The sequence below is a fragment of the Streptomyces boninensis genome (genome assembly GCF_048572725.1).
In the GTDB taxonomy this organism is placed as follows: domain Bacteria; phylum Actinomycetota; class Actinomycetes; order Streptomycetales; family Streptomycetaceae; genus Streptomyces; species Streptomyces boninensis.
The window spans coordinates 8,517,949-8,542,010 of the sequence record NZ_CP183837.1 but is presented as its reverse complement, the minus strand read 5'-3'; the positions used below and the strand labels follow the sequence as shown (position 1 = coordinate 8,542,010).

Sequence of the window (24,062 nt, the reverse complement as noted above, 5' to 3'; positions counted from 1 at the left end):
TCACGCCTTGATCAGCCCGGCGCCGTGCAGCGCGCCCGCCGCCACGGCGACGGCGTCGAAAGGCAGCCCGGACCGCTCGGCGATGTCTAGCAGGCTGTGGCCGCCGTCGGAGAGGCTGAGCACCCAGAGCATCGCCATCTGCGCCTGCTTGGCGTCGCTGCGGCCGCCGAGCGAGTCGTAGAGGCCGCGCCTGCCGAGCTGCGGTTCGCCGTACGGGCTGACGTTGACGTACCGCAGATTGCGGTCCAGGACGGCGAACGCCTCGCGGCAGACGGCGAGCGTGTCCGCCATCGCGTCCCCGGATACAAAGTCCAGGTTGTCGCCTGACGTGTGGTACTCCGGGTAGCCCGCGTACGGGGTCCGGCAGAGCGAGCCCACTCCGAGGTCGAAACCGGGCGAGCAGTACTGCCGCTCGTCGTAGCCGTACGGCGTGAACTCGGTGATCCGGTGCGGCCGTTCGGAGGCGGCCAGCACATGCGCCAGCACCCGGTCGATCTCCGCGTCGCCGCGCCTGCTCTGCTTGTACGTGAGCGAGCCCGAGTCGCCCGCGCAGGCCAGCACGAGCCCGTGCTTGACCTTCTCGACGCGCTCCCTATTGCGGGCCAGCCACGTGATCGCGCCGATGGTGCCAGGCGCATAGATGAATCGGTAGGTGTACCAGGGCGTCTCCTCCGCCAGCGCCCGCGCCAGGAAGGTCGCCACCGCGATGCCGGCCAGGTTGTCGTTGGCGAGCGACGGGTGGCAGACGTGGCAGGAGACGATCACCTCGTCGGGGACTTGGCCCGGGACGACGTGCTCGGCGTAGGTGAGGTGGCCGTCCTCGAGGGTGGAGTCGATGCGTACCTCATAGTCGCCGTCCGGCAGCGCGTCCAGGGTGTCCTGGGACAGGCAGAAGCCCCATTGCGGCTGGTAGTAGCTGGTGCGGTACGGCATCAGGGCCGGCTGGTCCGGCAGCGTGTGCAGGTGGTCGCGCAGCTCGGACAGGGGCATGGTCTGCCGCGCCACCGGGACGCTGTAGCCGAGCACGTGCAGGCTGGACTCGGCGAAGTCGACGACCCGGCGGCCGGCGGGGTCGGCGATGTAGGCGTCCCGGATGTTCCATTCCTGCGGCACCGTCCAGTCGAGCACCTGTGTGCCGGTCGGCACCTCGTGCACCTCCAGCGGGACGTACTCGCCGACGATGTCGAGGGTGGCGCGCACCCCGTCGCCCGTGATGCTCCGGCAGAGCGGGTAGAGCCGCTCCACCAGCGCGTACATCTCCTCCCCCGGCTCCGTCATCGGCGCCACCGCAGGGTGTCGTCGACGGCGCCGTCCTCGGACGCGGCGCGGAGCACGGCGAGGCGGGTGAAGCGGCGGTCGAAGTCCTCGCGGGTGAGCTGGTGTTCGCGGTAGGCGGCGGCGAGTTCGAAGGCGCCGCGCTTGACCGTCCACTCGCACTCGAAGTCGGGTATGGCGGCACGGAAGCGGGAGAAGTCGACCCGGTAGGAGCGCGGGTCGGCGCCGGTCTCGCCGGTGATCACCACCTTGGCGCCGTCCACCGCTTCCGCGACCTGCTCGGCGATCTCGGCGACGGTGACGTTGTTGACCTCGCTGCCGATGTTGAACGCCCGGTCGTGCACGGCCGCCCGCGGCGCGGTGAGCGCCGCCGTGAAGGCGCGGGCGATGTCGGCGGCGTGGACGAGGGGGCGCCACGGGGTCCCGTCGGAGAGCACCAGCACCTCGCCGGACAGGTAGGCGTGGCCGACGAGGTTGTTCAGCACGATGTCGGCGCGCAGCCGCGGCGAGTAGCCGAAGGCGGTGGCGTTGCGCATGAAGACCGGGGTGAAGCCCTCGTCGGCCAGCTCGTGCAGGTCGTCCTCGACGCGGACCTTGGATTCCGCGTACGGGGTGACCGGGCGCAAGGGGGCGTCCTCGGCGACCAGGTCGTCGCCGCCCGCGGCGCCGTAGACGGAGCAGGTGGACGCGTACAGGAAGCGCCGCACCCCGGCCTCGCGGGCCAGCCTGGCGAGGCGTACGGACGCGTGGTGGTTGATGTCGTAGGTGAGCTCGGGTGCCAGGGATCCGAGCGGGTCGTTGGACAGGGCGGCCAGGTGGATGACGGCGTCGACGCCGGTCAGGTGCTCGGCGGTGACGTCGCGCAGGTCCACCCGCTGCCCCGGCGGGTCCGCGGGCCGCGGACCGAGCACGCAGTCGGCGAAGAGGCCGGAGTCCAGGCCGGTGACCTCGTGTCCGGCGGCTTTGAGGACCGGGGCCATGACGGTGCCCAGGTAGCCCTGATGTCCGGTCAGCAGTACGCGCAAGGTTCAACCTCCCAGGTTGAGCGTGAGTTTGGTGACGGCGAAGGCCTCGGCGTAGCGCGCCTGGCATTCGATGCCGCGGATCCGGGCGAGGCCGAGGAAGGCCTCCCGGTCGTACCAGGGCCGGTGCCGCTGCGAGGGATAGTGCTCCTGCAGCAGCTCGACCTTCCGCACGGCGGTCTGCGGTGACAGCGGCTGGTACGCGATCGGGCGGCCGAGGTCGGCGTCCCATTTGACGATTTCGTAGCCGAGGACGAGGTGGTCGCGGAAGGCGGTGGTGACGAGCTGCGCCAGGCCGCGGTGGTCCTGGTGCGCGTCCTCGGTACGCGGGGCGAGCACCAGGTCGGGGTCGGTTTCGGCGCGCAGCTCCTCGACGGCGACCTTGGCCTCGTCCCAGTGCGCGGGCAGCCGGCCGTCGGGCAGCTTGAGTACGGTCAGCCGCAGGTCGGCGTCCGGGCAGAAGGCGGCGAGCGCGGACCGCTCCTCGTGCTCCCGGTCGGTGCCGCCGCCGGAGAGTACGAGCGCGTCGACGCGGATGCCGGGGCGGGACCGGCAGAGGGTGAGGAGGGTGCCGCCGGCGCCGATGGCGATGTCGTCGCAGTGGGCGCCCATGGCGACGACCCAGTCGAGGGCGCCGGCGCCGAGGCGGATCATGCGGCTTCCTCCCAAACCGCCCACGGCCGATCCCCGCGCGCATACGCGGCATCCAGCGCCGCCTTCTCCTTCACCGTGTCCGTCGGCTTCCAGAAGCCGCGGTGCTGGTGCGCCACCAGCCGCCCCCGCTTGGCCAGCTGCGCACACCCGTCGGCGACCAGGTCGCCGCCCTCCGGTATGTGGTCGAAGACCTCCTGCCGGAGCACGAAATACCCGCCGTTCTCCCACAGCGGCAGCTCGCTCACCGCCGTAATGCCGCCGACCAGCCCGTCCTCACCGAGGTCCACGCAGTGGAACGAGGACTGCGGCGGCACCACCATCATCGACGCACCCGCGTCGCGCCGCGCGAAGGCGTCGATCATCTCCGGCAGCGGCGCGTCGGTGAGCACATCCGCGTAATTGGCGAGGAACATCTCGTCGCCGTCCAGGTGGTGCCGCACCCGGCGCAGCCGCTCCCCGATCGGCGACTCGATGCCGGTCTGCGCGAAGGTGATCGTCCAGTCGGCGATGTCGGTGGACAGCAGCTCGGCCCGCCCGTTGCGCATGACGAAGTCGTTGGACGTGGTCTCCTCGTAGGTGAGGAAGAAGTTCTTGATGTGGTGCGCCCCGTATCCGAGGCACAGGATGAAATCCTTGTGCCCGAAGTGCGCGTAATAGCGCATCACATGCCAGATCAACGGCCGCGGCCCGACCATCGCCATCGGCTTCGGCAGGTCGTCGGACGAGCCGCTGCGCATCCGTAACCCATAACCGCCGCAGAACAGAACGACCTTCACGGCTTCACCTCGACAATGCTGAGTTCCGGTATGGGAAAGACCAGCCGCCCGCCCCACTCGTGGATGTAGGAAAGCTGCTCGACCAGCTCGGCCCGCAGGTTCCACGGGAGCACCAGGACGTAATCCGGCCGGTCCACCGCGATCTGCTCGGGCGGCAGGATCGGAATGCGGGTCCCCGGGGTGTACCGCCCGTGCTTGTACGGATTGCGGTCGACCGTGTACGGCAGCAGATCGGGCCGGATGCCGCAGTGATTGAGCAGCGTGTTGCCCTTGCCGGGCGCGCCGTACCCGGCGACCGTGTCGCCGCGCTCCGCCGCCGCGATGAGGAAGTTGAGCAGGTCCCGGCGCACCTTGGCCACCCGCGCCGAGAACTCGGTGTACCCGGACAGCTCCTGCAGCCCGGCGGCCTTCTCCCGGGCCAGCACATCGGCCACCCGCTGCGACGGCTCCCCCGCCACCTCCTCGGGCCTGGCCCACAGCCGGATCGATCCGCCGTGCGTCGGCAGCAGCTCTACGTCCACGAGCGCAAGCCCGCCGCTGGCCAGCGCCCGGATGGCCGACGCGACCGTGTAGTACTGGAAGTGCTCGTGGTAGATCGTGTCGTACTGGTTCTGCTCGATCAGCGTCAGCAGATGCTGCACCTCGATGGAGACCCAGCCGTCGTCGGCGACCAGGGAGCGCAGCCCCTTGGTGAAGCCGATGACGTCGGGGATGTGCGCGTACACGTTATTGGCCACGACCAGGTCCGCCGGGCCGTTCCTGGTGCGGACGGCGTCGCCGGTGTCCGGGGTCAGGAATTCCGTGACCGTGGGCACGCCCGCGTCCCGCGCCGCGGCGCCGACGTTCACCGACGGCTCGATGCCGAGGCAGCGGATCCCCCGCTCCGCCACGTGCTTCAGCAGATATCCGTCGTTGCTCGCGACCTCGACCACGAAGGAGTCGGTGTCGAGCCCCAGCCGCGCCACGGCCTCGGCGACGAAGCCGCGCGCATGCTCCACCCAGGACGTCGAGTACGACGAGAAGTACGCGTACTCGCTGAACGTCTCCTCCGGCGTGATCAACGGCGGTATCTGCGCAAGCCAGCACTCGGTGCAGACCCGCAGATGCAGCGGATAGGCCGGCTCCGGCCGGTCCAGTTGGTCCGCGGCGAGAAAGCTCTCGCACGGTGGTGTCGCCCCGAGATCGACGACGCTCTCCAGCGCCGTCGAGCCGCAGAGTCGGCATCCTGTCATTTAGTGCCCCCCAATATCGCGGTGCGGTACTCATCCACCAGGCGCTTCAGCCCGACGGCCGGGCTGAATCCCTGCTCGTATCGGCGCCGGGCCGCCAGTCCCAGCTCCCGGTTGCGGCGCGGCTCCGCCGCGATCCGCCGTATGCGGTCCGCCAGCGAGGCGGCGTCGCCCGGCTGGTGCAGCAGCCCGCTGACGCCGTCCTCGACGAGTTCGACGAAGGCGCCGTGGGCGGCGGCGACGGTCGGGACCCCGGCGGCCATCGCCTCCACGACCACCAGGCCGAAGGTCTCCAGGGACATCGAGGGGGCCAGCACGGCGACCGACCGCTCGATGGCCTTCTGGCACTGGGCGGGGTCGTACAGGCCGACGTACTGCACGTCGTCCCGGTCCGCCGCCCAGTCGGCGACCTCGCGCTCCAGCGGCCCCGCCCCCGCGATCACGAGGGGCACGCCGATGCCGCCGGCCACCGCGAGCTCGTCCCACGCGGCCATGAGCAGCGGCAGGCCCTTGGCCTCCGCGAGCCGGCCGAGATATAGGACGTGCTCGCCGTCGCCCTCGCGGCAAGCTCCTGGATCCGGTACGAAGTTGTGCTTCACCACCAGCCGCTCGGCCGGCATCCCGGACCGCACCAGGACGTCGCGCTGGGCGGCCGAGATGCAGAAGAAGCGGGTGACGTCCCGCCACCAGCGCCGCCGGTTGAGCGGCAGGCCGACCGCGAGCGGCACCGTGGCCAGCCGGGAGTGGCGGTAGCAGCCGTGCCGGACGGCGGGCAGCGGCACGGTGTGGCCGACGCAGTCGGTGCAGGTGCGGCCGTCCCGCTGCAGGGTGCCCGGCGGGCAGATTTGGTAGTAGTTGTGCAGCGTGGCCACGGCGGGCACCCCGGCGTCGGCGCAGGCGGCCAGCACCGCAGGCGACAGCAGCGGGAAGACGTTGTGGACGTGCACCACATCCGGCCGGGTCGCGCGGAGCCGGGCGGCCAGTTCCGTACGGACCGCGGGATTCCACGGCACCAGCAGCGGCACCGCGGCCTTGCCGAGCAGCGACTTGGCGGCGATGTCGTCGCTGCGCCGCTCGAACATCTCGACCCGGTGGCCGGCCGAGCGCAGCAGCTCGGTCTCCTGGTCGACGACCCGGTTCTCCCCGCTCGGCTGCGCCGAGACGTAGCGGTTGTGCACCACGAGGACATGCATGGTCAGGTCACCTCCTTGCCCATCGCGGAATGCGCCGCTGGGGCACGTCGGGTGTCTTCAGGGGCGCTGCCTCGACCGGCGTCGCCAGCAGCGAGGCGGCCAGGGCGAGATGGAGCAGGTACGGCGAGGCGTCGGCGAGTCCGGCCTCGGTGTATGAGGAGATGGCGACGTAGCTGATCAGGAAGATCGCGCAGGCCCGGGACAGCGACGGCGGCCGCAGCAGCGCGACGCCGAGCAGCACGGCGATGTACACCGCCACGATGGTCACGCCGACCAGGCCCTGCTCGTTGTACGCGGCCAGCCAGCTGTTGTCGATCGGCAGCCCGCCGAACGACTTGTCGCCCAGGCCCGTACCGAAGAGCTGCTCCGAGGTGGTCCTGGGCGCCGCGAGCAGCGCGTCCCATACCTTGGCCCGGCCGGTGAGGCTGGTGAAGTACTCCTGGCTCTGCCCGCGCAGGAACCACGCCTGCAGCGCGCCCGCGAACCCCACCGCGGCCACCACCACGACCAGCACCGACCAGCCGAAGAACCGGCGGGCGGCGCCGCTGGTCATGATGAGTGAGCAGATCGCCAGCACCAGCCCGGCGAGCAGGCCGATGGTGGCCGTACGGGTATGGGTCAGCGCCAGCAGCACCAGCGACGGCACGATGACCACGGCCGCGCTGGCCCGGTCGATGCTGCGGCCCACCAGGAGCAGCACCGTCAGGCCGATGATCACCGCCGTGTACTGCCCGATCTGCGGCGGCGTCAGCGGCCACAGGGCGCCGACCAGCCGCCCGCCGTACAGCTCGGGCATGGCCGCGCCCGGCGAGATGAGCAGCCCGGCCGCCACCGTCCCGAGGATCCCGAAGTAGACCCGGATATGGCTTCTGACGAAGGTCAGGCTGCCGTCCCACCAGCGGGTGAGCAGCCACAGCGTGCCGACGAACAGCGCCAGCCGGGTGCAGCGGAACAGCGCCCCGAAGCCGGACTCCAGGTCCACGCTGGAGATCACGCTCGGCACCAGCAGCAGCGTGAGCAGCAGCACGAAGGCGCTCGGCCTGATCCGCAGCCGCAGGTTGAGCGCGAGGGCCAGCGCGAAGGCCGCGAGCAGCGAGCCCATGGTGACCATCTGGATGAGGGAGCGGGGCAGCGGGATGATGGTCTTCGCCCCGGCGGAGCCCATCGTGTTGACCGCCAGCAGCCCCCAGACGATCCCGACGGCCTTCGGCTTGCGTACCGTATCCATCTCAGCCACCCGCCCCGGGGCGGAAGGTGCTGGTCCTGTCCTGCCGGTACGGGCCGGCCTGCCACTGGTCGTAGTCGAGGACCCGGCTCGGGTCGTGGGCGACGAACTGCCAGGGCCCGAGGTAGACGTTGTCGTGCCAGCGGTTGTGCTGCTTGCGGGTGACCGCCTCGGCGACCCCGTTGCCCTTGTACGGCGACCACTTCGGGTAGGTGCCGTAGTTGGCCAGCACCGCCATGCGGTCGCAGAGGTCGATGCAGTTGATGGCGGTCTTCTTCAGCGCGAAGCGGTTGTCGTGGATGTCGACCCGCTGGGTCTTCCACCGGCAGTCGGCGTAGAGCGGTGCCTTGGCGATGCCCGGCTGCTTGCAGCGGTCCTTGTCGCGTACGAGGAGGGTGCAGTCGCCGGAGGAGGTGTTGGAGGGGCTGTTGCAGAACCGGTCGGGGCTTTCCCAGAGGGTGATGCCGTTCCAGTTGTTCTCCAGCACGTTCCGGTAGATCTCGATCTTGCTCGTACGGGCCTTGATCCGCGGTTCGCCGCCGGACTCGGAGACGTAGACGGTCGCGAAGGGGAAGGTGTCGCCGCGGTCGGCGTTCCGGCGGCCGTCGACCAGGTTGTTGCGCCGGATCGTGTTCTTCCTGATGACGGCGTTGTAGCTGATCTCGTAGATGATCGCGGCGCCGTCGTTCTTCTCGATCAGGTTGTTCTCGACCAGGAAGTCGTTGTTGTTGGTGTCCGCCCAGAAGCCGGTGCCGCGGTTGTCGTGGATCCAGTTGCCGCGGATGTCGGCGCCGTTGACCGCCCAGAACTTCATGCCGCCGGTGCAGCCGCAGCCCTCGTTCCGCCGCTCCCAGTCGTCGGTGTTGTTGCCGACGACCTCGTTGCCCTCGACGACCAGGTCGCGGACGGTGTTGCCTTCCTTGTAGCCGTTGATGCCGTACTGGCCGTTGTCGCGCAGGCAGTTGCCGCGGATCCGCTGGCGGGCGCCGGTCATCATCGCGGCGCCCTTGTTGTACTGGATCTTCGAGTGCTCGATCACCCAGTCGTCGCCCGAGCCGGGGTTGACCACGCCCTCGTCCTGCGGCGCCACGAAGCCCTGCACGGTCAGGTGGCGGATGGTGACCTTGTCGGCGTGGCCGCCGAAGGCATACTGGTTCTTCTTCCGGCCGTCGAGCACCGCGCCGGGCGCGCCGACGTAGCGGTTGCCCTTCTTGGGGATGACCTGGGCATAGCGCGCCGGCTCCAGCCGGTGCTTGCCGGGCCGCAGCCAGAACGTCGTGCCCGCGGGGTGGCTCCTGGTCTTCTTCGCCAGGTCGTCGACCTTCTTGGGGTCGACGGTCACCGCGCCCTTCGGCGCCTTCGCGGGCCCGGCCGTCGGCTTGGCGCACACCCGGGCCACGGGCTGGGCCGACCCGGCTTTGGCCGGCTCGGTGGACGCCGCGCCGTCCGGCTCCGCGCCACCACCCGACGTGCCCGTGCAGCCGGTCGCCAGCAGCGTCAGCGCCAGCGGTGCCGCCGACCGCGCCCAGTGCCGCCACTTCATCCCCACGCGCCCTCCCTAGCCGCGGAACCTGAGTACAGTGGTGAACCCGTCCGCGCCGTCGGCGAAGCCGCTGCCGATCAGCGTGGTGGCGGGTTCCTTGCGCCCGAAGCCGGGCGAATACCAGCCCAGCGGCGGGTCGGTCTCGCCGTGGTGGGCCCGCCAGGACAGCTGCTCCGGCAGGTCCAGTACGGCGGAGCGGGGCTCGCCGTCGCGGGTCCAGGTGAGCTCGGCCCGGTTTCCCACCAGGCCGGCCGAGATGGCGGGCCCGAGGTGGAACGCCAGCCGGGCCGTCAGGCGTGGGCCGCGCGCCTCGGCGACCCTGCGCACTTCGTCTACGATCCGCAGCTCCCGGCTCGCGGCCGTCAGCTCGACCCGGCGGCGGTGCACGACGCCCTCCTGGCGCCGGTAGCCGTCGTGTTCGCCGCACCAGTTGGCCACCTGCTCATCGGCGGTGTCCACGGACAGGACGCGGCTGCGGGCGTGCTGGGTCCACAGGAACGGGCCGCCGGATCCCGACTGGTCACCGGCGCCCAGCTGCAGGGTGTTGTGGCCGAGCGTCGACCTGAAGTAGCGGCGCCAGTCGGGCTGCCCGTGATAGCAGTACGTCCCCGGGTCGGCGAGCACGTCGACCCCGTCGTGCCGTACCTCCACGGACAGCGCGTCCGCGTGCGCGTGCGCGGCGATGGACAGGAAGCCGTGCGGGCCGCCGTCGCAGCGGCACCAGATCTCGCCGGGGCCGCGGAGGATGGTGAGCCCGGCGTCGGCGAAGTGGGCAGGGCGCTTCGGAGGGCGGGACGCCGGCAGTTCATGCGGCTTGATGAGCGCGGCCAGCAGCGGCGTGCGCACATCCGTCCCGGGCACCTCGGGCCACCAGTCGAGCCGGCCGAACACGGCCTCCCCCGTGGCCAGCAGCGAGCCCCACCGGTCGGTCCCCGCCCCGTCCACGACCAGCCCGTGCCCATCGTCCGCGTCCCCCTGCCGCGGCGGCCGCAGCGCGCTGTCCACGACGGCCGCGAGCGCGTCCGTCATCCGTAACAGCACCAGCCGCACCGTCGCGGGCACCGGCACCCCGGCGGCATCCGCCTCGGCCACCGCGGCCAGGCCGAGCTCCAGCACCAGGCCGTGGTACTCGGTGGCCAGCTCGCGGTTGAGCCCCGAGAGGAAGGTATTGCTGCGCAGGTGCCGGTCCAGCGACCGCAGGGCGTCGGCCCGCCAGCGCGCCGACGAAGGGAACCAGTCGAAAGCGCAGGCCGCCGCGAACTGACCCGCGGCCTCGGCGATGACGTGGTTGTTCGCCGAGGAGCCGCGGCTCGGGAAGGCGGCCAGCCAGCGCTGGTGATGCCATATCTGGCCGACCGCCGCCGGGTTGTCCTCGAAAAGACCGGCCGCGCCCGGCCAGCCGTCGAGCAGCCGCCGGATCCACACCCACGACAGCAGCCGGATCCCCAGCTCGATGCCGCTGACCCAGTGCACGCCGCGCAGCGGCGGGTTGTCCGCCCACCAGGACCGCAGGTGCTCGGCGACGCGCTCGGCGTAGCGCTCGTTCCCGGTGATCGCGTACGCGGCGGCGAGCTGGGTCAAGTACTGGTGCCGGGACAGCTCCCAGATCTGCTTGATGTCGCCGACCGTGTCCTCGTCCCGGTACGGCACGTCGAAGGCGTAGCCCCACGGCGCCCTGAGCCCGGTCTTCGGGTCGTACCACCAGCCGGGCTCGATGAGGTCGTCGCGCTCGACGCCGAAGTACTCGACCCGCCCGGCCAGCAGCCGGTCCGCCTCCGCTACGAGCCGCTTCGCGGCGTCCGCCGGCACCGCGGCGAGGGCACCTTCGGGCAGTGCTCCGGTGAAGTGGGCGCCGGTCACGTCCGGGGCGGCCGGCGGCGCGGACCGCCACCGCCGTCTGCGCACCGCGTCGGCCACCCGGCCGCCGACCTCCCGCGGCTCCATCCGGGACAGCCGGCGCAGGTACCAGCCCGCGCTCATCGTCATCGCGCCGCCCTCGACAAGGTCACCGGCGCGCCCCCGGCCAGCCCGGCCGGCACGGCGAGGGTGGCCGCGGTGGTGGCCGCCAGGGACTCCAGCGGCACCGGCATCGGCCCGCCGGACCGTACGGCCCGGAGGAACGCGCCCAGTTCGGCGCGCTGGCCCTTGTCCCTGGCCTTGGGGAGCCGCGAGCTGACCCAGCGGTCACGGCCGTACACCGAGGCCTTGACGAAGTCGTCGAGCCGCAGCACCTTGCCGTCCGCGACGAGGTCGAGGGTCTCCTTCGGGAAGCCGGGCGCGCCGGTGGTGACGTAGCTGATGGTGGCCGTGGAGTCGTCCGGGTAGCGCAGCACGACCTGCAGGTCGTCGGGCCCTGACGTGGCGACCGCGTACACCGACACCGGGTCGGCGCCGAGCAGCCAGCTCGCCGTGTCGATGAAGTGCCCGCCCTCGCCCGCGAATCGCGAGCCCTCGCTGTCCTGCTGCAGATACCAGCTGCCGTGCTCGAGCCGGCCCGCGTTGATGAGGTAGCGCAGGTTCGCCGGTCCCGTCCTGGTGCCGAAGCGCCGCTTGGCCTCCCGCAGCAGCGGCGCGAAGCGGCGGTTGAAGCCGACCTGCAGCCGGTCGTTGCCGGTCTCCTCCACGGTGGCCAGGACGTCGGCCAGCTCTTCCTCGGTGAGGGCGAGGGGCTTTTCCACGAAGACCGCCTTGCCGGCCTGCAGCGCCTTGCGGGTGAGGTCGGCGTGGGAGCTGTGCCGGGTGACGACGAAGACGGCGTCGATGGACTTGTCGCCGAGCACGGCGTCGAGGTCGGTGGTGGCCTCGGCGAAGCCGAACTTCCGCTGCGCGTTGGCCCCGGACAGCGCCGTCGTGGTGACGACGGTGGCCAGCTCCAGGCCCTCCTGCCCGGCCAGGTGCGGGAGCAGCATGGACGTGGCGTAATTCCCCGCCCCGGCGAAGGCGATCCGCAGCGCCCCCTTGGGCGTACGGGCCCGGTCCCGCCGCACGTTCACCGCGGGCACGGCCACCGTCGGCGCGGGCTGCGGCTCGGCCGCCTGCCCGGCGTACCGGAACAGCACGGCGACCGCCTTCAGCTCGCCTTCCTTCAGGCTCCGGTACGTCTCCACGGCGTCGTCGAAGCCGGCGACATGGGAGATCAGCGGCTCCACGTCGACCCGGCCGCGGGCGGCGAGGTCGAGGAAGCAGGCCAGATTGCGGCGCTCGGTCCAACGCACATAGCCGATCGGGTAGTCCCGCCCCTCCAGCTCGTACGCCGGGTCGTAGCGCCCGGGGCCGTACGACCGGGAGAACCGGACGTCCAGCTCCTTCTCGTAGTACGCGTTCCACGGCAGGTCGAGGCTGCACTTGCCGATGTCGATGACGCGGCCGCGGTCCCGGGCCAGCTCGGCGGCGAGCTCGACGGGCTGGTTGCTGCCGCCGCCCGCGGCCAGATACACCTGGTCGACGCCGTGCCCGCCGGTGAGTTCGGCGACCGCGTTCGCCACGTCCGCGGAGCCCGGGTCGCCGCAGGCCGCGGCGCCCGTACGCTCGGCGAGCTCGCAGCGCGCGGGGTCGGGGTCGGCGCCGATGACGCGTACGCCCGCGGCGGTCAGCAGCTGCACCACCAGCTGCCCGATCAGCCCGAGCCCGATGACCAGCGCCACCTCGCCGAGCTGCGGCTCGCCCTGCCGGACGCCCTGCAGCGCGATCGAACCCACCGTGCCGAAGGCCGCGTGCCGCGGGGCGAGGCCGTCCGGGACCGGGGTGTAGAGGTTCTGCGGCACCCAGTTCAACTCGGCGTGCAGCGCGTGCTCATTGCCCGCGCAGGCGACCAGGTCGCCGACCTTGACGTCGTCGATCCCGGCCCCGACCTGCTCGACCACCCCGCACAGGCTGTAGCCCAGCGGCGTATACGAATCCAGCTTGCCCATCACCTTGCGGTACGTCGCGGGCAGCCCGTTCGTGGCCACGCTCTGCATGACCTTGGCGACCTGGTCGGGGCGGGAGCGGGCCTTGCCGACCATCGACATGCCGGCCTCGGAGACCTTCATCAGCTCGGTGCCGGTGGAGATCAGCGAGTACGCGGTCCGTACCAGCACCCCGCCCGGCTTGCAGCCCGGCACCGGGACGTCGAGCAGCGCCAGCTCGCCGCTCTTGTAGTTCTGCACTACCTGTTTCACCTGGAAAACTCCCCAGAAGTCGCGCCCCGGTACCAGTACTCGAGGGTCAGCACATGCCATAGATGCTTGGAAAAGTCCCGCTGCCCGGCGGCGTCCTCGGCGGCCATCCGCCGCAGCGCGTCGCGGCGCAGGAACCCGGCCTTCACCAGCTCGCCGTCGTTGATCACATCCCGTACGAGCGGCGCCAGATCGCGGCTCATCCAGGCCCGCAGCGGGGCGCTGAACAGGCCCTTGGGCCGGTAGACGATCTCCTTCGGCAGGATCGAGGTGGCCGCCTCCTTGAGTACGGCCTTGCCCTGCCGTCCGGCGATCTTGCGGTCGCCGGGGAAGGCGAAGGCCGCCTTCACCACCTCGACGTCCACGTACGGCACCCGCACCTCGGTCGACGCGGCCATGCTCGACCGGTCCGTGTAGGTGAGGTTGAGGCCCGGCAGGAACATGCGGGCGTCGCCCAGGCACATGCGGTTGACGAAGTCGTCGAGCTCGTTGTCCGCGTACGTATCGGCGTGCTCGGTGAGCACGTCGTCGACCGTCCCCGCCAGGTCCGGGTCGATCAGGGCGAGCAGCTCCTCCTGGTCGTACATGGTGTAGCTGCGCCGGAAGGCGGTTTCCTCCGGCAGTTCGGCGAAGGACAGGAAGCGCTTCGCGAAGCGCACCGAGCGGTAGCCGCGCCGGGCGGTGGCGACCGGCAGCCGGTCCACGGCGGCGTGCACGCCGCGCCGCAGCGGCCGCGGGACGCGCTGGTAGCGCAGCGCGATCAAGTTGGCCAGATGCTTGCGGTAGCCGGCGAACAGCTCGTCGGCGCCCATCCCCGAGAGCATCACCTTCACCCCGGCCTCGCGGGCGGCCGAGCAGATCAGGTACGTGTTGATCGCCGCCGGGTCGCCGATCGGCTCGTCCAGGTGGTACGTCATCCGCGGCAGCAGATCGAGCACGTTCGGCGCGATCTCGATCTCCCGCAGGTCGACGCCGAACCACTCGGCGACCTGCCGCGCGTAGCGCAGATCGTCCGGCATGGCCTCGAACTTGGCGTCCTCGGCGCGGAATCCGATCGTGTAGGCGGCGATCCCGGGCTGGTGGCGGGCGGCCAGGGCGGTCAGATAGCTGGAGTCGAGGCCGCCGGAGAGAAAGGTCGCCACGGGCACGTCGGAGAGCAGGTGCTGCCGCGTCGACTCCTCGATGATGGCGGCCAGGTCGGGACGCTCGCCGCTACGGGCCCGCTCCTGGCCCTCGGCGGCGACCTCCTTCAGATCCCAGAACCGGCCGCGCTGCACATCGCCGTCGGGCCGGATCCGCAGCCAGCTCCCCGGCGGCAGCTTCTCCGCCTCGCGGTAGGCGCAGCGCGAGTCCGGCACCCAGTAGTAGAGGAGCGAGGCCACCAGCGCCGCATGGTCCACCTCCAGCGTCCCGCCGGTGGCTGCCGCGAGCGCCTTCAGCTCCGAGGAGAAGACCAGCCCGTCGCCGCGCCGCAGCAGGAACAGCGGCTTGATGCCGAGCTGGTCGCGGGCGAGGGTCAGTTCTCCGGTGCGCTCGTCGAAGACCGCGAAGGCGAACATGCCGCGCAGCCGCGGCAGGCAGTCCGTACCCCAGCGCCGCCAGGCCTCCAGCACCACCTCCGTGTCGGAGGTGCCGCGGAAGCGCACCCCGGCGGCGGCCAGTTCGGCGCGCAGCTCGGGTGCGTTGTAGAGCTCGCCGTTGTACGTAAGGGAGAGGCCGTCCACCGCCATCGGCTGGGCGCCGGTCTCGGACAGGTCGATGATGGCGAGCCTGCGGTGTCCGAGCGCCACTTCGCCGTCGCCGGCGGCGTGGCTGTACCTGCCCGCCCCGTCGGGCCCGCGGTGGGCGAGGATTTCGGTGAGCCGGTCGGTCACGGCCTTCCCGTCCGGCCATCGGTAGGTGCCTGCGATGCCACACACGTCTTAGCGCGCCTCCTGGTCGCTGTCCGGGACCCGTACGGCAGGCCACGACGGCCGCTCGGCCCGCTCCGCCCGCTCCGTCCGCAGCCGCCCCGTGCCGTTCTGCCGGGCCTGCCGCTCGCCGTGCCCGCGCAGCGCGGTGTGCAGGCCGTCCCACAGGGTGCCGTCGGTCCTGTCGCCCGGGTCGGGGTCGATCAGCACCACGCCGATCACCGGAATGCGCAGGTCGGCGAGTTGCCGCGCCACGGTGTGCAGCCATGCGGCGCTGCCGTGCCCGGCCCGTACCACCAGCACGGTCTGGGCGCCGAGGTGGTGCAGATCGGTCCATGCGGTGCCCGGGCCGACCGAGCCGACGCCGATCCTGCGGGTCCGCCGGGGCACGGCCGCGGCCTGCTCGGCGCCGATCACCTCCGGGTCGCCCGGCTCTCTGCTGAGCGCCGCGAGCTGCACGCCGGGCAGGCCGTCGACGAGGACCAGCGGCCCCTGCGCCGCCAGCGCTCTGCCGAGGTCCAGGGCGATCACGCTGGTGGTGCGCGCGCAGCCCACTTCGAGCAGCGACACCGGGTCGGCGGAGGCGCGTACGACGCGGGCCAGGGTCGCGGTGAGCTGTCCCCGGGCCCGGGTCCGCGGGCGCAGCCACAGCCTGGACGGCTTCCGCAGCTCGCCGATCACCGAGGCGCCCAGGTTCACGGCGATCTCCCGGCGCAGCACCGGGCGGTCGGCCACCACCGTGCCGACGGCGGCCACGAGCAGCCCGAGGACGAGCCCGAGGACCATCCCGATCGCGCCGCTGGTGACGGCCGACTTGGGCACGGAGTGCGCCACCGCGCGCGGGTCGTCCACGATCTGCGTACGGGCGATGAGCTGGGGCGTGCCGATGCGCGCTTCCTCCGCGCGCTGGTCGTAGTCGCCGATCTGCGAGTTGAGCTTGGCGCGGCGGTCGAAGAGCGACTCGAGCTCCGCCGACTGCGCCGGGGCGCTTTCCGGGGAGCGGCCGCCGATCGCCTTGTTGACCTTGTCGAGCTCCTTGCGCAGCCGGTCCCGCTGGTCGATCAGGCCCTTGGCCTCGGCCTTCGCGGAGTCCCGCATCCGCTTCACGTGGTCGGCTATGAACGCGTCGGCCAGCGCCTTGGCGCGGTCCACCGCCTGCGCGTCGGTGTCGCCGGTCACCGTGATCTGCAGCAGGTTGTTGGTGACGCCCGCGCCCCGGTAGACCTGCAGGAAGTCGTCCGGGCTCTCCGTGGACCCCAGGGCCTTGAGGGCTTTCTCGGCGACCCTGGTGGTCTGCAGCACTTCGACGTCGGTGCGGATCAGGGTGCCGGTGTCGTTCGGCTGGTCTTCCTGGTGGGCGACGAGCACCTTGGTCGTAGCCCTCGGCGGCGGCGGCATCAGCACGGCGAGCGCCGCGCCGACCAGCAGGCCCAGCAGGGCCATGGAGCACCAGAGGCGGCGGCGCCTGCGCACCGCCACCACCAGTGCGTGCAGGTCGAGCAGCGGTGAGGCTGCCGGTGCCTGCGGAGTCGTGCTCGTGGTCACGCTGATCCCCCCGTTACGTGCTGGCCAACCGCGGTCGCCGCCGGCGGGCCGGGTTCCGGCACGGGCCCCGCGGACCGCGTACGGCCCCGGACCGCGCCGGCGACGACGATGCCGACGACCTCGTGCCCGGCGTCGGCGCAGGCCTCGGCGATCCCGGTGAGCTCCGGCGCGGTCCAGTTGCCCGCGCTGAGCACCACCAGGGCCCCCGACTCGGTGCCGCGGTCCGGCACCAGCGGCCGGGACACCGGCACCTCCACCACCCGCAGCGCCGGATATCCCCTGCTCGCCGGGCCCGGGTTGCTCCCGGCCTCGGCGGCGAGCTGCCCGGCGGCCCGGAAGGCGATCTCGTCGCCCTCCGGTACGAGGGCCAGCAGCCGTCGCGGCCCCGGCAGCTGGTCGCGCAGCCGGGCGCACACCCGCCGGTAGCGGGTCCGCCTGCTCGCCTCGTCGCCCGAGGTCCGCGGGGCCGGCGTGTCCCACCGGATGTCGAGGCCCAGCAGCCGGCGGGCAGCGGCGCGCGCGCCACCGCCCTTGGGCCGGTGCGCGCCCCGTTCTCCGGGTACGTCGACGGTGCCGAGCAGCGCCGAGCCGAGCGCCGCGGCCATCTCCCGTTCCGTACGCAGCCGGTTGCTGCGCCGGGCGGCGGTGAGATGGCCGATGATCGCGGCGATGACGAACAGCAGCGCCCCACCGCCGACGAGCTGCGTCCGGGTCGGCGGCGCCTCGCCGGTCGGGCGGGCGGCGGGGCCCATGACGACCATGCTGGCCTTGTTGTTCTCCGGATCGGACTGGTCCAGCTTCTCCACGGCCTCCTCGAGCGCGGTGCGCAGCTGCTCGAGCTTGGTACGGGCCTGCACGCTCTCCACGGACTGCCCGGACCCCGCCGTCTTGGCCAGGTCGGTGATGTCGCGGCTGGTCTGCTCGACCTTCTTGCGCAGCGCCTTGGGCCCGCCCGCCGCCTCGGGGTTGCTGCCCGCGATCCGCGCGGAGTAGGTGACGAACTGCTGCGCCGACTCGTCGGCGAGCCGCTGGGCGCGCTCCGGGGTCTCGGCCGTACCCGAGATCTGGATGAAGTTGCCCTGGGCGCCGGCCTTGGCGGTCACCTTGCCCAGCAGGTCGCTGCCGCTGACGCCGCTCCAGCCGAGCGCGTTGGCCGTACGGTCCACGACGGCGGAGCTGGTGGCGACCTGTGCCTGCGTCAGGATCTCGCGCTCTTCCCACTGCCCCGGCATCACGACGGACGCGGCCGTCGTGTAGCTGGGCGGGAACAGCACCGAGAGTCCGAAACCGAAGAGCGCCCCCGCCACGGCGCAGGCGGCGAGCAGCCGCCCGCGGCGGCGGAAGATCCGGCCGATGGTGGCCAGCCTGATGGTGTCGTCGGTCACGGGGACCACGCTCCGCGGCAGGCGGCGGCGTAGGCGGCGAGCAGCGACTCCTGCGAGTTGCGCCAGGAGAGCGGTCCGCCGATCCGCTCCTGCCCGTATCTGCCCATGCGGGCGCGCTGCTCGGGATCGTCCATCAGGACCGCGATGAGCTTGGCGAACTCGGCCTCGTCGTTGGCGGGCGCGTACAGGGCGGCATCGCCGGCGGAGACGCGCGCCTCCTTGAGGTCGAAGGAGACGATCGGCCGGCCCATGACCATGTATTCCAGGACCTTGTTCATGGTCGACACGTCGTTGAGCGGGCTGTGCGGGTCGGGTGAGAGGCACACGTCCGCGGTGGACAGGTAGCGCACCAGGTCGTCGTCCGGGATGCGCCCGGTGAACTGCACCTGCTCCGCGAGGCCGAGCTGCCGGGACAGCCGCACCATCGCGTCGAAGGTGTCGCCACCGCCGACGAAGACGGCATGCCAGTCGTCCCGCCCCACCTCGTCGCGCAGCTTCGCCAGGGCCCGTAACGCATAGTCGACGCCGTCCTGCGGGCCCATCACGCCGAGGTAGCACAGCAGATGCGGCTTGCCGCGCTTCAGCTCCGGCTCGGGCGGCACGGGATGGAACCGCTCGATGTCGGGGGCGCTGCGCACCACGAAGACGTCCGCGGGGCGGCGGCCGCCGCGGCTGACGGCGACGTCCCGGTAGCTCTCGTTCGTGGCGAGCACGATGTCGGCGGTCCGGTAGGTCCGCCGCTCCAGCGCGCACACCGCTCGGTAGAGCAGGTCCTTGCCGCGGTCGAACCTGGACAGATACAGCTCGGGCACGAGGTCGTGCTGGTCGAAGATGAACCGGGCGCCGCGCCGCTTCAGCCACAGCGCGGGCAGGAACAGCAGGTCGGGCGGATTGCAGGCGTGCACCACATCGACCGGGCCGACCTTGCGGGCCAGCCGGAGCGTGTGCCAGAGCGCGGCGCCGTACTCCCGCAGATAGCCGGCCGGCCCGCCGGTGGCGGCCTTCAGCGGGTAGCGGTGGATCCGCACCCCGCCGATCATCGCCTCCGGCTCGGTGTCCCGCTTGGTGCCGCGGGGGCAGATGACGTGCACCTCCCAGCCCGCGTCGCGCAGGGTGGTGCACTCCTGCCACACCCGGCGGTCGAAGGGAACGGACAGATTCTCGACGAGGATCAGCGCGCGCCGGTCGAGCTGGTCGCCGTTGTTCGCGTTACCAAGTGCGTTGCGCTTTGCGTTACCAAGCAAGTCCCATGTACCCCGGTTCGGCCCGGCGCGCCTCGGCGTCGGGGAGGCGGATGAGGTCGATCAGTACGGGCTTTTCGCCATGCGGCAGCGCCTTCAGCACCGCCGGGTCCCGCGTCCCGACCAGGCATACGTCGGCGTGGTCGAGGACCTCGTCGACGGAGTCCGCGAGCAGCTGCGCGAGGTGCGGCAGCCGGGTCTCGATGTACTCGCGGTTGGCGCCGAGCAGCCGGGAGAGGCTGACGTTGGCGTCGTAGATCTTCAGGTCGTAGCCCTTGCCGAAGAGCCGCTCCGCCAGCTCTACGAGCGGGCTTTCGCGGAGGTCGTCGGTGCCGGGCTTGAAGGACAGCCCGAACAGGCCGGCGCGGCGCTTTCCGGTGCGCTCGACCAGCTCCACCGCGCGCTGCAGATGCTCCGTATTGGAGGGCAGCACATGGGAGAGGATCGGCACCGAGACGTCCGCCCGCCGCGCCGCGTGCACCAGGCTCCGCAGGTCCTTGGGCAGGCAGGAGCCGCCGAAGGCGAAGCCCGGGCGCAGGTAGGCGGGGCTGATGTTCAGCTTGCGGTCGGCCAGGAAGACGTCCATCACCTGGTGCGAGTCGACGCCGAGCGCCTGGCATACGGCACCGAGCTCGTTCGCGAAGCCGATCTTGAGGCCGTGGAACGCATTGTCCGCGTACTTGATCGCCTCGGCGGTCGGTACCGGCACCCGGAACACCTCGCCGGGCAGCCCGTCGTACAGCCCCGCCACCACATCGCCGCTCGCCGGGTCGAACTCGCCGACGACGGTCTTGGGCGGATCGAAGAAGTCCTTGACGCTCGTGCCCTCGCGCAGGAACTCCGGGTTGACCGCCACCCCGAAGTCCACCCCGGCGGTGCCGCCGGTGTACTTCTCCAGGATCGGCACCAGCAGATTCAGGCAGGTGCCCGGCAGCATGGTGCTGCGGAAGATGACGGTGTGCCGGGCCTGGTCGCCGCCCCGCTCGGCCAGCGCCGCCCCGATCTGCTCGGTGACCCGCTCCAAGTACGTGGTGCACAGGCTGCCGTTCGGCTCCGACGGCGTGCCCACGCACACCAGCGACACGTCGCTCTCCAGGATCGCCTCGCGGGCGTCGACGGTGGCGCGCAGCGCTCCGCTCCGTACGACCTCGGCGGTCAGCTCGCCGATCCGCTCCTCGACCACGGGGGCCTTGCCGCCGTTGACCAGGGCGACCTTCGCCGGGTTCACGTCCACCCCGACGACCTCGTGCCCCAGGCTGGCCAGGCACGCGGCCGACACGCAGCCGACATAGCCGAGCCCTAAGACGCTAACTCTCATTCTCGGTAACTCCCCCCACCAGGCAGGCCCTTCTGACCTGCGTCCAGCCCCCGCACTTCAGTACGCCCCCTGACCGTGCAGCACCGCGCGTAGCGTCTTCCACAAGATCACCGTGTCCAGCGCCAGCGACCAGTCCTCCACGTACCGGAGGTCCAGCCGGACCGCCTCCTGCCACGGCAGATCGCTGCGTCCGCTGATCTGCCACAGGCCGGTGAGCCCCGGTTTGACCAGCAGCCGCCGCCGGATGTCCGGGCCGTACGCCGCGGACTCCTCCGGCAGCGGTGGGCGCGGGCCGACGAGCGACATGGATCCGGTGAGCACGTTGAACAGCTGCGGCAGCTCGTCGAGCGAGTACCGGCGCAGCACCGCGCCGACCCGGGTCACGCGTGGATCCCGGCGCATCTTGAACATCAGTCCCGCACCCTCGTTGCGGTCCGCGAGGGCCTCGCGGGCCCGATGCGCGCCGGCGACCATGGTGCGGAACTTGAAGATGGTGAACTCGCGCCCGTCCTTCCCGACCCGGCGCTGCCGGTAGAACACCCCGCCCCGGCTGTCGAACAGCACCGCGAGCCCGACCACGACCATCAGCGGCATGAACAGCAGCAGCAGCACCGCCGCGCCCAGCCGGTCGACGACCTCCTTGATGGCCCGCCGCCCGCCGGTGAAGGCCGGCATGCTGACCCGCAGCAGCGGTATCCCGAGCACGGCGTCGACGTGCAGCCGCGGTCCGGCCACCTCCATCAGCACCGGCGCCACGACCATCTCGGCGTCGCTGCCCTCGAGGTTCCAGGCCAGCCGCTGCAGCCGGTCGGGCGACCAGGCCGGGTCGGGTGTGACCGCGACGACCCGGTAGCCGTCCCGGCGGACGTGGCCCGCGACATCGGCGAGTTGGCCGACGACGGGCACCCCGTCGAGATGGTTCCTGTCGGCCCCGGGCCGGCCGGGTGTCTGGTCGGGCGTGCACACCGCCTCCACCCGCCACCCGAGATGCGGAAACTTGCGGGTCCTGGTGATCAGATCCCGTACGGTCGCCGGGCTCCCGGCGGCGAGCACGGGGCGCAGGCACCGGCCTTCCTTGCGCTGCCGGTGCAGCCACAGCCGCAGCAGATATCGCTCCGTCATGGTGACGAGCGCGATGGCTGGTATCGCGACGAATATCCAGAGCTTGATATTGCGCGAGGTAAGCGCAATCCCGCTGAGCGCCAGCACGACGACCGCGGTGAAGAGCGAGCGGCCGAGCCGGCGGAATTCCTCGGCGCCCTGGCCAAGTACGGCCGGCGCCCATGACCGGGTCACGGCGAGCGCGCCCAGCACCAGCAGTTCGGTGCCGAAGGCGAGAATTCTCCACTTCTCGTGCCAGTTGGCCGCGTCCCGTACGCCGAAGAAGCCGCCGATCGCCGCCACGACGAAGGCGGTGGCCACTGTGTCGCTGGTGATCACGGCGCGGCGGTAGCGCTGCTCCCATCCGATCGCGGGCTGTCTGAGTGCCGCCCCGTTCACCGGGCGCCCGCGCGCCGGTGGAAACGGGCCGATTAATTCCCCCTGTGGTACGGAACCCCCGGGATCGCCAGTGGATGCGACGTGCTTGCCCAACACGGTTACTCCCCCCCGGGAGGCCTCCCCGCCCCCCGCGCTGTCCTCCCTCGGGAGACCTCCCCGCCTCCCGCGCCGCGCCACTGCTCCCGGCGGAAGGCCTCCCCGCCCTCCGGCACAAATCCCGGCAGTCTCAGCGCGACTTGAACAACTCACCTGGCGGCAGCAATCTCGCCAGTCCTAGCAATCCCCTCTAGCGCCACCCCCACGCCGGCACCGGGCCACAACCGCTGTCAGCGCAGCACCCAGCACCAGACCTATAGATCGTTATTGCCCGCCTCATGCCCAAACGGCGGAAGCACGGTCAATCTAGACGATCGAAGCCACCGTGAAGAGGGCCATGCGGGCCATTTGCACACACCCCGAGAACCGGTATCCGCCCGTCCGCGAGCGACCGGATTCCGCCAGAACAGATCCAGAAGTTAGCCGAGCCGTTGAACCTCCGCTGAACTGCGTACAACCAGCCCCGCCCCTCGACGGTCACACCCAATGTCCCGCACCCGTCGATCGAGTGGGAGCCATCGTGCCGCACCGCCGCCGCATCCTGACGTACGCCATCGCCGCCGCCACCGCGGCCACCGCCGGCTTCGCGCTGCCCGCCGCCGCACCCGCCGCCCCCGGCGCCGCTGCCAGCGACTTCAACGGCGACGGCTACGCGGATCTCGCCGTCGGTGTCCCGGACGGGACGGTCGGCGGTGCGGCCAAGGCCGGGTACGTGAACGTCGTCTGGGGCGGCCCCAAGGGCGTCGGCGCCCACGGCAGCATCCGCGTCACGCAGGCCACGCCCGAGGTCCCCGGCACCCCGGAGGCGGGCGACCGCTTCGGCGCATCCGTGCAGCTGACCGACCTCAACGGCGACGGCATCGCGGAGCTCATCGCCGGCGTCCCCGGCGAGGACGTCACCGACCGCGGCACGGACGCCGGCATGCTCAACGTCGTGGGCGGCGCGAAGGGCGGCCCAGGACCGGGCTCGACGGTCCTCTCCGGCCCCGCGCCCTCGGCCGCGTACGGCAAATCCGTCCTCGCCGCCGACTTCACCGGCGACGGCAACAAGGAAATCGTCACCGGCGGCAACGACAAGGTCGCCGCCTTCGTCGCCCAGGGCGAAGACGCCATGATCACCACCATCGTCACCGCTCCCATGGGCGGCGGCGCCCCCTCCCTGACCACCGGCGACTACGACGGCGACGGCACCGCGGACCTCGCCCTGTCGTACTGGAACGCCGGCGCCCCCAGCACGCAGTCGCACGTACGCCTGTGGAAGTGGGACGCCGCCCAGCAGTCGATGGCCAACTTCTGGAACACGGACAACGCCGGCGTGACGGCCCTGGCCACCGGCGACTTCGACGGCGACGGCCACGACGACCTCGCCCTCGGCGAATGCCGCGAGATCGCCGACGAGAACATCGACGACCCGTGCGGCCCCGAGGGCTTGGCCAAGGGCGGCGGCATCCACGTCCACTACGGCAGCCCGGCAAACGGCTCCTTCGGCAGCCGCACCCAGACCCTCAACCAGGACACGCCAGGCGTCCCCGGCATCGCGGAGGACGGCGACCGCTTCGGCGCCGCCCTGACCGTCGCCGACTTCAACCGCGACGGCCGCGACGACCTGATCGCCGGCGCCCCCGGCGAAGCCATCGGCACCAAGGCGAAGGCAGGCGCCGCCTGGCTCCTCCGCGGCGGCGCAACCGGTCTCCTCAACGAAGACGGCGCCGCCTTCACCCTCGCCTGGAACCAGAACACCCCCAACATCCCCGGCATCGCCGAACCCGGCGACACCTTCGCCGCCGCAGCCGCCACCGCCGACTACAACGCCAACGGCACACCGGACCTCACCCTCGGCTCCCCCGGCGAGAACGCCTCGGTGGGCGCGGCCTGGCACCTCCCCAACGCCGGAGCGAAAGCCTCAACAGCCTTCTCCCCCCGCACGCTCAATCTCCCGTCCCCCGCCACAGCCCAGCGGTACGGCAACCCCCTGAGCAGCCGCTGAGCACCG

General features: G+C 71.7%; 17 protein-coding genes. 1 reads left to right on the top strand and 16 read right to left on the bottom strand.

The genetic code is table 11. From position 1 onward, the window contains the following. Genes ACNNMR_RS38480 through ACNNMR_RS38405 form a run of 16 tightly spaced genes read right to left on the bottom strand, consistent with a single transcriptional unit; the run spans window position 1 to window position 22,006 of the window. Window positions 1-1,278, bottom strand: a complete 1,278-nt coding sequence (locus ACNNMR_RS38480; RefSeq protein ID WP_419999357.1) for a DUF4910 domain-containing protein — start codon at window positions 1,276-1,278, stop codon at window positions 1-3. Continuing rightward, window positions 1,275-2,300 carry an NAD-dependent epimerase/dehydratase family protein gene (locus tag ACNNMR_RS38475; protein WP_419999356.1) on the bottom strand — a complete coding sequence of 342 codons (1,026 nt, stop codon included), beginning with the start codon at window positions 2,298-2,300 and terminating at the stop codon, window positions 1,275-1,277. The genes ACNNMR_RS38480 and ACNNMR_RS38475 overlap by 4 nt, the downstream gene beginning before the upstream one ends. Before the next feature lie 3 nt (window positions 2,301-2,303). Then, on the bottom strand, window positions 2,304-2,951 hold the full coding sequence (locus tag ACNNMR_RS38470) for a PIG-L deacetylase family protein (protein ID WP_419999355.1): 648 nt from the start codon (window positions 2,949-2,951) through the stop codon (window positions 2,304-2,306). Beyond that, window positions 2,948-3,727: a glucose-1-phosphate cytidylyltransferase gene (locus tag ACNNMR_RS38465; RefSeq protein WP_419999354.1), complete on the bottom strand. Its 780-nt coding sequence runs from the start codon at window positions 3,725-3,727 to the stop codon at window positions 2,948-2,950. Before ACNNMR_RS38465 ends, ACNNMR_RS38470 begins: the two co-directional genes overlap by 4 nt. Further along, window positions 3,724-4,959, bottom strand: a complete 1,236-nt coding sequence (locus tag ACNNMR_RS38460) for a class I SAM-dependent methyltransferase (protein ID WP_419999353.1) — start codon at window positions 4,957-4,959, stop codon at window positions 3,724-3,726. Before ACNNMR_RS38460 ends, ACNNMR_RS38465 begins: the two co-directional genes overlap by 4 nt. Further along, window positions 4,956-6,149, bottom strand: coding sequence for a glycosyltransferase (locus tag ACNNMR_RS38455; protein WP_419999352.1), 1,194 nt, complete (start codon window positions 6,147-6,149; stop codon window positions 4,956-4,958). Before ACNNMR_RS38455 ends, ACNNMR_RS38460 begins: the two co-directional genes overlap by 4 nt. Window positions 6,150-6,156: 7 nt before the next feature. Then, window positions 6,157-7,377, bottom strand: a complete 1,221-nt coding sequence (locus tag ACNNMR_RS38450) for an O-antigen ligase domain-containing protein (RefSeq protein ID WP_419999351.1) — start codon at window positions 7,375-7,377, stop codon at window positions 6,157-6,159. A gap of 1 nt (window position 7,378) precedes the next feature. After that, window positions 7,379-8,923, bottom strand: a complete 1,545-nt coding sequence (locus ACNNMR_RS38445) for a right-handed parallel beta-helix repeat-containing protein (protein WP_419999350.1) — start codon at window positions 8,921-8,923, stop codon at window positions 7,379-7,381. A 9-nt stretch (window positions 8,924-8,932) separates the two neighbouring features. Beyond that, window positions 8,933-10,903: an alginate lyase family protein gene (locus ACNNMR_RS38440; RefSeq protein ID WP_419999349.1), complete on the bottom strand. Its 1,971-nt coding sequence runs from the start codon at window positions 10,901-10,903 to the stop codon at window positions 8,933-8,935. Next, on the bottom strand, window positions 10,900-13,077 hold the full coding sequence (locus tag ACNNMR_RS38435; RefSeq protein WP_419999348.1) for a bi-domain-containing oxidoreductase: 2,178 nt from the start codon (window positions 13,075-13,077) through the stop codon (window positions 10,900-10,902). The genes ACNNMR_RS38440 and ACNNMR_RS38435 overlap by 4 nt, the downstream gene beginning before the upstream one ends. Next, a complete protein-coding gene (gene asnB / locus ACNNMR_RS38430) occupies window positions 13,074-14,993 on the bottom strand; it encodes an asparagine synthase (glutamine-hydrolyzing) (protein ID WP_419999347.1) in 1,920 nt (639 codons plus the stop codon). The genes ACNNMR_RS38435 and asnB overlap by 4 nt, the downstream gene beginning before the upstream one ends. Before the next feature lie 3 nt (window positions 14,994-14,996). Next, a complete protein-coding gene (locus tag ACNNMR_RS38425) occupies window positions 14,997-16,529 on the bottom strand; it encodes a Wzz/FepE/Etk N-terminal domain-containing protein (RefSeq protein WP_419999346.1) in 1,533 nt (510 codons plus the stop codon). Further along, complete coding sequence (locus ACNNMR_RS38420) at window positions 16,526-17,914, bottom strand: polysaccharide biosynthesis protein (protein WP_419999345.1); 1,389 nt, start codon at window positions 17,912-17,914, stop codon at window positions 16,526-16,528. The genes ACNNMR_RS38425 and ACNNMR_RS38420 overlap by 4 nt, the downstream gene beginning before the upstream one ends. Further along, window positions 17,911-19,158 carry a glycosyltransferase family 4 protein gene (locus ACNNMR_RS38415; RefSeq protein ID WP_419999344.1) on the bottom strand — a complete coding sequence of 416 codons (1,248 nt, stop codon included), beginning with the start codon at window positions 19,156-19,158 and terminating at the stop codon, window positions 17,911-17,913. Before ACNNMR_RS38415 ends, ACNNMR_RS38420 begins: the two co-directional genes overlap by 4 nt. Beyond that, a complete protein-coding gene (locus tag ACNNMR_RS38410; protein WP_419999343.1) occupies window positions 19,148-20,473 on the bottom strand; it encodes a nucleotide sugar dehydrogenase in 1,326 nt (441 codons plus the stop codon). Before ACNNMR_RS38410 ends, ACNNMR_RS38415 begins: the two co-directional genes overlap by 11 nt. Window positions 20,474-20,530: 57 nt before the next feature. After that, window positions 20,531-22,006 carry a sugar transferase gene (locus tag ACNNMR_RS38405; protein WP_420000622.1) on the bottom strand — a complete coding sequence of 492 codons (1,476 nt, stop codon included), beginning with the start codon at window positions 22,004-22,006 and terminating at the stop codon, window positions 20,531-20,533. A 583-nt stretch (window positions 22,007-22,589) separates the two neighbouring features. Here ACNNMR_RS38405 and ACNNMR_RS38400 point away from each other — a divergent pair. Continuing rightward, the gene (locus ACNNMR_RS38400) at window positions 22,590-24,056 is read left to right on the top strand and encodes an FG-GAP-like repeat-containing protein (RefSeq protein ID WP_419999342.1); all 1,467 of its coding nucleotides are present in this window, start codon (window positions 22,590-22,592) and stop codon (window positions 24,054-24,056) included. Window positions 24,057-24,062: the final 6 nt, after the last annotated feature.